The following is a 12708-nucleotide window of genomic DNA, read 5'->3' as shown; positions in this document are numbered from 1 at the left end:
AGTCACTTGTACTTCATTGTAACCTTACCTTTTCCATCTTTTACAGAAACTCTGCCCGCGGCTCCATTGACTAATGTGATTTGGGGAGGAATATGGCCGATGTCTACATTGTACACAATCGGTAACCCAGTGAGTTCGGAAATACGTTTCATTGAATCCAATATGGTAAAATCCCCGACCGATTGTCCAGATGGTGAACGTCCAAATAGAATCCCCGTTGAATTGTTAAACCAACCCGCATAAGTCATTTGAAGCATTGTCCTATGAAAGTCGGTCGCAGACAAATCGCAGTTTTCCAAATACCAAATAATCGGTTCATCTTGCAGATGATTTTTCTGGAATGCTGTTACGTCGCCGTATGGTGTTCCTACAAGATGACTAATCGTATCGATGCAACCACCAAGGAATCGACCTGTAACATCAAATTTCCCTCCACCTAGAACTTCCCAATATGTATTACTATCCAACTTAAAAACATATGGATTTGGAGGTGCGTAATGTTGCCATTCGGATTGGAACTTTTCGGAAGATTGTTGTTCAATTACTGAGCCTTCATTTGCAGTAAGAATATCAAGGAATTTGCTCGTAACCGGATCCCATTCATCACTTCGTAAATCTACGAAATTCGTTCCATGTGCGGTTGCGATTCCAGTTTTAAGCGTTAACGCAAATAGTAAGGTACTCAAATCTGAATAACCAAGAATCCATTTAGGTTCGATTGCATCCCACTTTAACAGCGGAAGAATTTCCATTAGAATCTCACCGCCCCAGGGTGGAATTATAGCAGCGATTTCTGGGGTCGTTAGCATATTCATAAGTTCAGCAGCTCTTACCTCTTTCGTATCAGAGGCGGATTTTACTTCAGTCCAAGCAGTATCACCAATGGTTACATTGTATCCACGTTTTTCAAATTGTCGTTTTGAGTCATGAAGTATTGAATGAAGTTCTTTCCCAACACCAGATGAAGGTGCGGTAACACCAATTGTTTGACCAGTTTGAAGAGGACTAGGATAGCGAATCAAATGGAACACCTCGATTATTTAGTAGTTGCAGTGTTTGCGAATATGAACATTTCAATTCAGCTTATTAATAAAGCTTATCAGAGGTATGAAGCTCTGTCACTAGATGTATCTACTGAACTATCCATAGAAAAAAGGAGTCAAAACCAATGTGGTTTCGACTCCTTGAGGAATAGTCTTACTCGCTTTCAAACAATGGTAAATGCTCTAGGAAGATAATGTCATCCCGCTGAGCGGCATCGCCTTCTGCGAGAATGGCTGCTTTAGCAACAACAATCGCACCAGCAGCTTCTGCTAATTCACATAAAGCACGAAGCGATTCACCAGTGCTGATAACATCATCGACAATTGCTACGCGTTTACCTTTAATGTGTTCAACATCAATTCTATCCAAACAAAGCGTTTGTTCTGTTTGGGTTGTAATTGAAACGACTGTTTTAATAAGTGGATCTACCATATAAGGTTTGACGCTTTTTCGAGCAACGATATAGCGCTTGAGTCCAAGCTGTTTAGCAACTTCGTATGCAAAAGGAATTCCTTTTGCTTCAGCTGTAACAATTGCATCAATAGCTGGTAATCTCTTAGCCACTATAGGAGCTGTCAACTGAACAATTTCTGTATCACCTAAAATATCAAAGCTCGCAATGCTGAGTGACTTTGATAAAGCAATAATGGGTAACTTTCTCTCCAAGCCAGCGATTTGTAATGTGTATGTTTTCATCATTATCCTCCAATTAGAAACCAAAAATATTCATTAGAAATTCAACAATAACACCTGACAGCATTCCTAGAAATGGATCGGTAATCGCAGTAACTACCATAGTGATTCCACCAACAATCCCAGAACCTGCTCCTTCACCCGTCAAAGCTCCAATCGCATTGACTGGTAATGTAACTACTGCACCTAAAACAAATAGAAAACCCGCAATCGAAGCACTTGGGACATACCTTCCAATCTTAGGAAGTAGCCCAGTTACTAAAATAATAGCCATGAGTACCATCATTAGAACTCCAGACCAAACTGCGTGTGGAGCACTGGCTGTAGCCGATATAACAATCTCAACCGGCGCACCACCGAAGAATGAGGAAGCCATATCCGCTAAACTACTGATAATTGTTAATGTGTCAACGTTGACGGCCTTATTGGCAATTTCACCATTTATCTTACCGAATGCGATATTGGCTCCAATGTTCAAACATACCATTGCAAGAGCACCGCGAATAACCATTGGATTTAGTATTAACTTCTGTCTGTGGAATCCTTCTTTTACTTCAATGCCTATTTGAGGCATGTCCTTCTTTTTATTTAAGAAATAGAAAACTACACTTGAAAGAAGAACAGAGGCGGTAATTGTGTAAACCAAATCTTTAGTAGCGAAATAAACAATAAAAGCACTGAGCATAGAGGTAATACCAATTACTCTGTCACCTTTTGCCATATCCCAAGCAACTTTTGAAAGCATAATCCCTACACCAGCCATCATACCTGATGTAATAATTGGACCAATCCAATCGATGAGTGTTTCTAAGAACCCGAACAGACCAATTGTAAGTAAAATTGCGGCACCAAAAAAGATCATTGATAAGCGTTCGCGCATGTTTCTACCCATCGTTCCTGCGAGTGTGATCGTTTCAGCTTGATATGAAATAACGGCTACGTTACTAGTGGCTGCGTTACCGAAAGCCCCAATCATAAAAGCAAGCGCCGTAGGAATAGAAGCGAAACCGAATGTGAGTGCAAGTAATCCTTGTGGTAGAGCATTTAAAACCCCACTTAACGCGGCGAGTATATCTTTCCAAATGTCCATTTTGTTCCCCTTCCATCACACGATATTCACTAAGTAATGGTAAGGAGATTCAACTATAAATACATGATGAAAATAGAATTATAATAAAAAATCATGTCATCCATAGGAGAGCAATTAAGGTTGCTCCGTAGAAACTCCTAAACCAGATTATTAGGATTATATGGTGTGTGTTTCATAAGTTTTTTTGCTAATATAAAGTAACATGAAAACGGGACATGTACAACCTCTTAAATATGGTAATGTCTATATCTAAATAAAGTATCTAAACAAAAAGCACAGAATGTTTTTCCGTTTCGTTACGTTCTGCTATAATAAGAACGAACGAAACGGGAAAAGGTGAAGCAATTGAATTTTTTATGGATAGTGTTATTTATGGCTTTAATTGGCGCTTTAATTGGAGGCTTTACAAATCACCTAGCAATTAAAATGTTGTTCAGGCCACACGAAGCAAAATATATCGGTTCGTGGAGAGTACCGTTTACACCTGGTCTAATTCCAAAAAGGCGCGACGAACTTGCTGTTCAATTTGGAAAAACAGTAACGAATTATTTACTTACACCTGAGACATTCAAGAAGAAGTTGTTAACACCGGACATGCAACGGAAAGCAGAAAACTTCCTTCAAGAAAAATTAGAAACTCATATTTTAGATTCGGATAAAACCTTAAATAATTGGCTAGAAGTTGCAGGTGCCGAGAATGTTGCTTCGAAAGCGGAGCAAAAAATTATAGAAGTACTTGACAGCCAACTGAACTTAGTGAGAATGAGACTGACAACGGGCACTGTTGAAGAGATACTCCCGGCAGACTGGCGTGCAGGAGTGGATGAGCGTATTCCACAAATCGCCGCGTATATTCTGAGTAAGTCGGAACAATACTTTGAGTCAGATGAAGGAAGAGCAATGTTTCGCAAATTAATCGATGATTTCCTTGCTTCAAAAGGAACACTTGGAAATATGGTTCACATGTTCTTCGGTGAATCTGAATCGCTCGTTGGAAAAGTTCAGAAAGAAGCACTTAAGTTTGTGAACGCACCAGGAACTTCAAGTCTTTTGAATACGATTATTCATAATGAGTGGGAAAAACTTCAAAAGAGGCCTGTTGACGAATTACTTTCGGGCTTTGATTGGGATGGTTTATTTGATACGATTAAGTCTTATACACGTGAGGAATTGGCAATTGAATCACGTCTCAATAAGAAGTTGTCCCATTACTGGCCTACAGGTGCGGAATGGACTTCTATAAATGTAACACCAGCGCTCACCTCGTTTGCATTTACACAAGCTGAGAAACAACTGGAAATATCGCTCCGTAAATTAAAAATAGATGAGATGGTAAAAGAACAAGTGGATTCATTCCCAGTCGAAGTGCTGGAAGATCTTGTACTCGGTATATCAAGACGTGAATTTAAGATGATCACTGTACTTGGAGCTGTGCTTGGTGGGGCGATAGGTATTGTTCAAGGTCTTATTGTTTTCGCAACAAACTTAACTTAGGGGGAAATAAAAAATGGCAGTAAATATTTATGATGATTTAAACAGATTGGAAGCTACATTCCGTCAAACAGAAGAGTTTTCAAAAGTGGAACAAGCAATTGAAGAGGTTAAAAATGATGAAGAGGCACTTGTATTATTTAAGAATTTCCGTGAAATTCAACTAACATTGCAAGAAAAACAAATGGCAGGCGAAGAAGTTGAAGCTGACGAACTTGAACATGCACAAAAAACGGCACAGCTTGCACAAACCAATGCTAAAATTATGTCGATGCTCGAAGCGGAAATGCAGTTGAGTGGTCTTATTGAAGAAGTAAATCGTGTACTTATGAAACCGGTACAACATATGTATGAATCAATCTAAAAACTGGCTTCGGCCAGTTTTTTATTTGTGCACATATAAAATAATGTGAATTAGAAAGTTGGTAAAAGGAATGCAGAAAATACAGATTGAAGATCAATTTGCTGAAGACTGGATACGTCTGTTTGCACATTTAGCAAACCTGTTTTTCGAACAGTGTGAAATAGTAGTAGATGAAGATAAAGATGCCATAAAAGTGGATATGACTCTAGTACGTACTTCTAGCCAAATGTTAATTGGTAAGGCGGTATTAACAAAAGACGGTTTAAAATATTCTAAGGAATTTTCTGAGGCAGAAGAAATCGGAGATGCCAAAGTGAAAAATCGCCAGTTAAAACGGATTTATTCACATATATTCCTAGAAGTGCTTGAACAAGCAACTGGAATGCACCAGTCCTGGGGGATTTTAACAGGGATTCGACCGATGAAGCTCTACCACAAATATCGTCGTGATGGAGACACTTCCGAACAAGCAATCCAAAGAATTATGAATAATTACCGGGTTTCGCGTGAGAAATCAGAGTTACTTGCGAAAATTGCGGACATACAACTCCGTTCAGTTCCGGATTTATATGATTTGCAGAATGAAGTGAGCATTTACATCGGAATCCCTTTTTGTCCGACAAAATGCGCGTATTGCACATTTCCGGCATTTGCCATTAACCGTAAAAATGGACGGGTTGAAACTTTCTTAGACGGTCTCCACGAAGAAATTCGTGAGATGGGCGCATGGCTTACCGAGCATCAAATGAAAATCACGACAATCTATTTCGGTGGAGGAACACCAACGAGTATTACTGCTGAAGAGATGGATGCATTGTATAAAACAATGTACTCTTCATTCCCTGGAATGGAAAATGTCCGTGAAATTACAGTTGAAGCAGGACGTCCAGATACAATCACCCCAGAAAAGATTGATGTGTTGAAAAAGCATAATATCGACAGAATCAGTGTGAATCCCCAGTCCTATACAGATGAAACCTTGAAAGCAATTGGGCGCCACCATTCTGTCCAGGAAACGGTTGATAAGTTTTGGTTATCGCGCAATATGGGTATGAAAAACATTAATATGGATTTAATTATCGGATTACCGAATGAAGGAATGGAAGAATTTCAGCATTCTCTTGCAGAAACCGAAAAAATGCAACCGGAGTCGCTGACAATTCACACTTTATCCTTCAAACGTGCATCTCAAATGTCACAGAACAGAGATAAATATAAAGTAGCGGACCGGGAAACAGTCGAACAGATGATGAAGCTTGGAGAAGAGTGGAACAAGTCCAATGGGTATGAACCGTATTACTTATATCGCCAGAAGAACATTTTAGGAAATTTAGAGAATGTCGGTTATGCGAAACCTGGTGAAGAGAGTATCTACAATATTGTCATTATGGAAGAAGTACAGACAATCATTGGCGTTGGTTGCGGGGCGTCGAGCAAGTTTATTGATCCGACAACAGGAAAAATTACACAGTTCTACAATCCGAAAGATCCAGCGGCTTATATCCTCAGTTATGAAGAATCAATTGAAAAAAAGCTCGCACATTTAAACGCGATTTTTCCGCAAGCTGTAACAAATTAAAGGGTTTATACAATAGATATCGAATTAGTTAGAGTGAATGGCAATTCATTTTTGAAAGGATGTCTAAACATGTATAAAACAATCGAATTAAAAAAAGAGGGACGTCTTGCGCGTCTAACGTTAAATAGACCGGAATCTATGAACGCGATGGATGATGTCATGATGAAAGAACTTGGAGATGCTTTTGAAGAATTGAAGAGTGATGAAACAGTACAAGTGGTGCTTGTTAATGGAGCAGGACGCGCATTCTCTGCAGGTGGGGATGTTAAAAAGATGGCCGATCCAAATAACCCACTTGATATTGAAAAGGTCATGGTTGACGTATCACGTATTGCAAAAGGGTTATATTCATTGCCGCAAGTTACGATTGCTGCTGTTCACGGCGCGGCGGCGGGTCTTGGGTACAGTCTTGCTTTAGGCTGTGATTATATCGTTGCAGAGGAAAATAGTAAGCTTGCAATGAACTTTATTGGCATCGGGCTAGTACCAGACGGTGGGGGTCATTTCTTCCTAAAAGAACGTGTCGGAATACCACAAGCGAAACAACTCATATGGTCCGGTAAAGTGATGAATGGCAGTGAGGCTCTCGAAAAAGGTCTGATTGATGAAGTAGTTCCAGATGGTCAAGCAGCGGCGTTCGGAGATGCTTTAGCCACAAAATTGCTAGCATCGCCAATCGCTTCAATGATTGCAACGAAAAATATATTGCATGAACAAAAGTTTGCTGAACTTGAAAGTATATTAGAAATGGAAAGCATCGCACAAGTGGCGATGAGAAAAACAGATGATCATCTTGAGGGAATTCAGGCGTTCGTAGGAAAAAGGAAGCCTGTATTTAAAGGGAAGTAAAAAAGCACGAGTCACTTACTCAGTTTGTGAGAAGTGACTCGTGTTTTATTATCCATATGGGTTGGGGCTATTTATTGATATTTCCCAGCTGTTTCCCGCCATGAGAAATATCCCTTTTCCACGGCACGAATTAGTAGTTCGGCGGATGCAATATTTGTTGCCAGTGGAATCCCGTAAACATCACATAGTCTGAGTAATGCAGTCACGTCAGGTTCATGTGGTTGTGCGGTTAACGGGTCACGGAAAAAGAGAATCAAATCTAATTTTCCTGTAGCAATCATGGCTCCTATTTGCTGGTCGCCACCAAGTGGACCTGACATCAATCGAGTAATCGAAAGACTGGTTTCTTCCATAATACGTTTACCTGTCGTTCCTGTTGCAAATAAAGTATGTTTGGAAAAAATATGTTCGTAAGCAATTGAGAAATTCACCATTTCATTTTTCTTCTGATCGTGGGCGATTAAAGCTATATCCATAAGTACACCTCCGGTAAAATAAAATGAGAATCAAGTTTTAATGGATTAAAAAGTGCAACTAAGCGGTCTTATAATCGCATAGTTGCACTTTTTAAAAATTAAGTATGAAATAGTAATAGTTTTCCTTTTGGTGAAGCGAGTCTATGTGTTTTTTCTAGTAAATTCTTTTCTTCAAGAATCGCCTGGCCTTTTTCTTTCGCCTCTTCATCTGTAGAAGCTTCTAGCGTTTCGTCCATTATTAATTCACCTTTAGGTTCAAATGCCGTTAATTTATAAAATTTCACAAATATCATCCTTCCAATATTGTTTCTTTCAGTATACTACAAATAATTGAAAAGTGAAATTTGTGAAAGTTGGTTTACAAGGGCTGAATAAAGTGGAAAATGCTAACATTATAGTTCCCTTCGATAGTTGTCCGACACTTCAAATGATATATCTGCAAATACGTATCTCAAACCTGGTGAAAATAGGAGGCAAATCGCCTTAGGAACATTAATCAGCATTTGCTTTATATATACTACTATCTGTATTGGCATACCAATATGCAGCCGCAACGAAAATGACTCCACCAATAATATTTCCAATTGTAACGGGAATTATGTTCGCAACAAGTCCTGTAAAGGAAATCGTCTCAGGATGTGGAATCATTAATGAGATTGATAACAAACTCATATTTGCAACACTATGCTCAAATCCAGAAGTGATAAAGGCAAATAGACACCAGAAAATCATGATCAGTTTTGCTGTTTCTTCTTTTAGCTTAAAAGCACACCAAACAGCAAGACAAACGAGGATATTACATAAAATTCCACGCATTAATAATTCGACAAATGATGTATTCATTTTTGCACTAGCCGCTGTTAGTATGTAATCAGCAGTTTCACCAGTAGCTAATCCTGAATAGAAAAATAGGGCTGCAACGAGAATCGATCCAGCAAAGTTCCCTACAAAGCTGAATATCCAGACTTGCATGGTTTCAAACCATGTTGTTTTCTTCGTCAAAGTACCCAATGTCATTATCAAATGATTACCTGTGAAAAGGTCTGATCCAGCCATTATTACCAAACTTAATGCAATCCCGAAAGCCATTCCCATAATAATTTTAGTGCCTGCAAAGTCTGAAGGACCGAGTAAACCACCAATGGTAAAGATAAGGATAATACCTAAACCAAGATAGAATCCAGCCATCATTGCTAATACCAGATACCTACTCTTACTTGTATGTAATATATTTACTTTTGTAACAGCTGTAGTAGCTAATATGTCAATAGTCGCTTTCATTGTATGCCCCTTTAGTTAACGTACTGTGTATTTACTTAGCAAAAATGCAAACTTAATCACTTCGTAGGCTCCTATACTATTGTACTGTACTTTGCGGTTCCATTCATAACCATTTTAGAAACGAATGATTTAGTTGGTATATCCATCAGGTAAGAAAATAATTAAGTTTACATTCTTATCTACTGTTACTCGTGAAATTGTTTTAAATAGAAGATTTCATGAAGTAATTCCCATATTTAATATGTTTTTTTTACTTTTATCTTAATAGGGAGGCCGTAGTTTTATTAAATTAAAGAACATAAATTTGAAACTTCTGTAAACGTGATTCGTATAGTTTAGATGTAGCTAGTCGAAAGGGGAAATACAATGAGTTTACAAATTGAAAATGTGACAAAGCGTTTCGGTGATTTTACTGCCGTAGATAATTTAACATTGTCCGTAAATGAAGGCACGATGTATGGGTTTTTAGGGGCAAATGGTGCGGGTAAGACAACGACGTTTAGAATGATTCTTGGTTTGTTAAATGCAAATGAAGGAAGAATTACGTGGAATAATAAGTCCATCACGTATGCAACAAGTCCAGAAATTGGTTATTTACCGGAGGAGCGAGGGCTTTATCCGAAAATGAAAGTAGAAGAGCAACTTATTTTTCTTGGACAATTGCGTGGAATGAAAAAGCCAGACGCCAAGTTGGCCATCAAGCAATGGCTTGAGCGAATGGAAATCCCACAATATGCTACCAAAAAGGTTGAGGAATTATCCAAAGGAAATCAACAAAAGATCCAAGTCATTGCTTCACTCATGCATAATCCGAAACTATTGATTTTAGATGAACCCTTTTCAGGATTAGACCCTGTAAACGTAGAAATGTTAAAAAGTGCTATTATTGACTTTAGAAATAATGGTGCGACTATTGTTTTTTCAAGCCATCGTATGGATCATGTGGAAGAGTTATGTGAGCAGTTGAGTATTATTGATCATGGAAAACAAGTTGTAAGTGGATCGTTACGAGAAGTGAAACGCTCTTTTGGCAATCAAAACGTTCGCATTAATTCAGATAATGATTTATCTCATCTAGATTTAATATCTGGTGTAACTTCTGTTCGGAAATCAATGGAAGGTGCTCTTTACCAAGTCGAATCTGAGAGTGTTGCAGAACAACTGCTAGCAGCTGCACTGAAATCCGGACCGATACGACACTTTGCAATAGAAGAACCTTCACTTCAAGATATTTTCATTGAAAAGGTGGGAAAAGAGCATGCGTGAATTTTTCATTATTTTCAAACAGGCATTTCTAACAAAAGCTAAAACGAAGTCCTTCATTATTACGACAGCACTAATGATTGCGGCAGTCTTTTTATTTGCGAATATATCTAAAATTTTTGATACAGTTCAAAGTATTACAGGCAGCGATAAGGATTCAGCTGAAGTTCTGTATGTCGTTGATTCAAGTGGTGATTTGGGAGAATCACTAGTAACTCAGTTAAGTGCAAACGAATCCGATATCACGGTAAAGATAACCGATAAGTCGGAGCAAGTACTTACTAATGAAGTAAGAGATGGTGAAATCGAGTCGTTTGTTATTTTGGGGCTAGATTCTACGAGTAGAATTACCGCGGCGTATTCATCTATGAGTGCATTGGATTTCCAACTTCCAATGATGATTGAAGATGCCCTTCAAACGATTCAAACAGAAATAAATGCGAATGAATTATCTTTAACTACTGAACAAGTTCAAACATTATTTACACCAATTAGTTTTGAGCAAAAGTCTGTTTCTCCATCGGCAAAAACGGAGGAAGAACTAGGTCAGGCAAGAGGGCTTGTTTATGTGCTGATGTTCTTGATTTATTTCTCAGTCATTATTTATTCAATAATGATCGCAACAGAAATTGCAGCTGAAAAATCCTCACGAGTAATGGAAATTCTGATTTCAAGTGTTTCTCCGGCAAAGCATATGTTTGCGAAAATACTTGGGGTTGGATCACTCGGACTCGTCCAAATGGTATTATTCGGTCTAGCAGGATTTATAGCATTGAAAACATCATCTTCAGACATGGTAGACGGATTCTTTTCGGTCTTTGGTTTTTCGAATATGAATGTAGTGACAGTTGTTTATGCAGTAATCTTCTTCTTATTGGGGTATTTCCTATATGCAACACTTGCAGCTCTACTCGGTTCACTGGTGAGTAGAACGGAAGATGTACAACAAATGATTATGCCGCTGAACCTTTTAATTGTCGCAGCATTTATGATTGCAGCTACAGGTCTCGGTAATCCAGAAATGCTGTACCTGAAATACGCATCATTCATTCCCTTTTTCGCACCTTTGGTAATGTTTTTACGTGTGGGGATGCTTGAGCTTCCATTATGGGAACCGCTACTGTCTATTGGAATAATGCTTGTTACAATTTTCATCCTTGGTTGGTTTGGCGCACGCGTTTACCGTGGGGGTGTTCTTATGTATGGTCCCTCTAAATCATTAAAAGATTTGCGTAAAGCAATCCAACTCGGAAAAGAATAATAGATAGATTTGTAAGGACTCCGATATAGTTCGCGGAGTTTTTTTCTTTGTGGTAAAATTAGAACAAGTATTCGATGAATGAAGGAGGGGTAACTTTGTCTACAATTCGTTTTATTCATGCGGCTGATTTACATTTAGACAGTCCTTTTAAGGGAATGAAGGGTCTACCACATAAAAGATTAAAAGAGTTACGTGAAAGTACATTCAAAGCTTTCAACAATTTTATAGAGCATATACTTCATGCAAAACCTGATTTCGTACTTATTGTAGGCGATATATACGACGGGGAAGATCGAAGCCTACGTGCACAGATGAAGTTCCAAGAAGGTATGAAGAAATTGAATGTTGCGGGCATTCAAGTATATCTATCGTACGGCAATCATGATCATCTTGGTGGACGGTGGACACGATTTGAGCTGCCTCCAAACGTTCATGTATTTTCCGGGGATGTTGAAACGATACAAACTGCTTTCAACGGAAATGCTGTACACATTACTGGTTTTAGCTACTCAGAACGTCATATCCGAAATCGTATGGTTCAGCAATATCCTGCCGCTAGTAATTCGGCGGATTTTAATATTGGTATGCTCCATGGAAGTATAGAAGGAAATGAAACACATGCAGTTTATGCTCCTTTTACTAAAAACGATTTGCTTTCAAAAAACTATGATTATTGGGCTCTTGGTCATATCCATGTAAGGCAGAACTTGCATGAAGATCCACCGATTGTGTATTCGGGGAATTTACAAGGCCGTCATCGCAATGAACAAGGGATAAAAGGGTTTTATGAAGTTGAATTATCGAAATCCAGTGCAGAACTTAAATTCATCCCAGCATCGGCATTAGTCTTTGATACATTACTCATTTCTTGTAAGGGGATTTGTCATGCAAATGAATGGATTGAGCGCTGTGTAGAGGGAATTGATGCTTTTAAAGCGCAGTATGGATCAGGTATTGTTGAACTCGTAATGGTTGAAATAGATAGAGAAGCATCTGATTTATTTGATCAGTCTCCAGATGATGAATGGCTGGATGTACTTCGTGAAGTGGTTGAAGATGATGCGTTATTTGTTTGGATTCACAGTCTTTCTTTTACGGAGGATTCAAGTTTATCTTCTATAACTGATGGTCTATCAAAGTCTGTACTCGAGCAGATAAACAACTGGACTGAGGATGAATGGAAGATTATTTTGAAAGATGTCTACCAACATGCCCGGGGTGTGAGGTATCTAGATGTTCTAAAAGAGCATGAAATCCGTACAATAAAAAAGGGTGTTGCTCGTATCATGGCCACTGAAACATCAGAAAAATAATGAA

At 38.6% G+C, this 12708-nt stretch carries 13 protein-coding genes and 1 riboswitch; of the genes, 7 read left to right on the top strand and 6 right to left on the bottom strand.

Annotation, left to right across the window (positions count from 1 at the left end):
* Positions 1-2: 2 nt before the first annotated feature.
* The 3 genes from ACFSFY_RS02770 to ACFSFY_RS02760 form a co-directional block, all read right to left on the bottom strand.
* On the bottom strand, positions 3-1031 hold the full coding sequence (locus tag ACFSFY_RS02770; RefSeq protein WP_381535658.1) for a S66 family peptidase: 1029 nt from the start codon (positions 1029-1031) through the stop codon (positions 3-5).
* 166 nt (positions 1032-1197) lie between these two features.
* Complete coding sequence (locus ACFSFY_RS02765) at positions 1198-1740, bottom strand: phosphoribosyltransferase family protein (RefSeq protein WP_381535657.1); 543 nt, start codon at positions 1738-1740, stop codon at positions 1198-1200.
* A gap of 13 nt (positions 1741-1753) precedes the next feature.
* Positions 1754-2827: a SulP family inorganic anion transporter gene (locus tag ACFSFY_RS02760; protein ID WP_381535656.1), complete on the bottom strand. Its 1074-nt coding sequence runs from the start codon at positions 2825-2827 to the stop codon at positions 1754-1756.
* An 83-nt stretch (positions 2828-2910) separates the two neighbouring features.
* Positions 2911-3011: riboswitch (purine riboswitch) on the bottom strand.
* A gap of 152 nt (positions 3012-3163) precedes the next feature.
* On the opposite strand from ACFSFY_RS02760, the gene ACFSFY_RS02755 reads away from it, so the two are divergent.
* The 4 genes from ACFSFY_RS02755 (at position 3164) to ACFSFY_RS02740 (ending at position 7110) form a co-directional block, all read left to right on the top strand.
* On the top strand, positions 3164-4321 hold the full coding sequence (locus ACFSFY_RS02755) for a DUF445 domain-containing protein (RefSeq protein ID WP_381535655.1): 1158 nt from the start codon (positions 3164-3166) through the stop codon (positions 4319-4321).
* Positions 4322-4334: 13 nt separating this feature from the next.
* A complete protein-coding gene (locus tag ACFSFY_RS02750) occupies positions 4335-4682 on the top strand; it encodes a YlbF family regulator (protein WP_381535654.1) in 348 nt (115 codons plus the stop codon).
* Positions 4683-4752: 70 nt separating this feature from the next.
* Complete coding sequence (locus ACFSFY_RS02745) at positions 4753-6261, top strand: coproporphyrinogen III oxidase (RefSeq protein WP_381535653.1); 1509 nt, start codon at positions 4753-4755, stop codon at positions 6259-6261.
* A gap of 69 nt (positions 6262-6330) precedes the next feature.
* Complete coding sequence (locus tag ACFSFY_RS02740; protein WP_381535652.1) at positions 6331-7110, top strand: enoyl-CoA hydratase; 780 nt, start codon at positions 6331-6333, stop codon at positions 7108-7110.
* Between the two features lie 71 nt (positions 7111-7181).
* Here the strand turns inward: ACFSFY_RS02740 and mgsA are convergent, their stop codons facing one another.
* The 3 genes from mgsA to ACFSFY_RS02725 all read right to left on the bottom strand — a co-directional run bounded on the left by mgsA (position 7182) and on the right by ACFSFY_RS02725 (position 8867).
* Complete coding sequence (mgsA, locus tag ACFSFY_RS02735) at positions 7182-7586, bottom strand: methylglyoxal synthase (RefSeq protein ID WP_381535651.1); 405 nt, start codon at positions 7584-7586, stop codon at positions 7182-7184.
* A 98-nt stretch (positions 7587-7684) separates the two neighbouring features.
* Positions 7685-7879, bottom strand: a complete 195-nt coding sequence (locus tag ACFSFY_RS02730; protein WP_381535650.1) for a YhzD family protein — start codon at positions 7877-7879, stop codon at positions 7685-7687.
* A gap of 199 nt (positions 7880-8078) precedes the next feature.
* Entirely contained in the window at positions 8079-8867 is a 789-nt protein-coding gene (locus tag ACFSFY_RS02725) for a formate/nitrite transporter family protein (RefSeq protein WP_381535649.1), read from the bottom strand.
* 366 nt (positions 8868-9233) lie between these two features.
* On the opposite strand from ACFSFY_RS02725, the gene ACFSFY_RS02720 reads away from it, so the two are divergent.
* The 3 genes from ACFSFY_RS02720 (at position 9234) to ACFSFY_RS02710 (ending at position 12704) form a co-directional block, all read left to right on the top strand.
* The gene (locus ACFSFY_RS02720) at positions 9234-10133 is read left to right on the top strand and encodes an ABC transporter ATP-binding protein (protein WP_381535648.1); all 900 of its coding nucleotides are present in this window, start codon (positions 9234-9236) and stop codon (positions 10131-10133) included.
* Positions 10126-11391 (top strand): ABC transporter permease, encoded by a 1266-nt coding sequence (locus ACFSFY_RS02715; protein ID WP_381535647.1) that lies wholly within the window; start codon positions 10126-10128, stop codon positions 11389-11391. Before ACFSFY_RS02720 ends, ACFSFY_RS02715 begins: the two co-directional genes overlap by 8 nt.
* 95 nt (positions 11392-11486) lie before the next feature.
* Positions 11487-12704: a metallophosphoesterase family protein gene (locus ACFSFY_RS02710; RefSeq protein ID WP_381535646.1), complete on the top strand. Its 1218-nt coding sequence runs from the start codon at positions 11487-11489 to the stop codon at positions 12702-12704.
* Positions 12705-12708: the final 4 nt, after the last annotated feature.

It is taken from the genome of Sporosarcina siberiensis, assembly GCF_042681925.1.
GTDB lineage: Bacteria > Bacillota > Bacilli > Bacillales_A > Planococcaceae > Sporosarcina > Sporosarcina siberiensis.
Note: the sequence above shows the minus strand (reverse complement) of the source record. Positions and strands in the feature narration are given on the sequence as shown.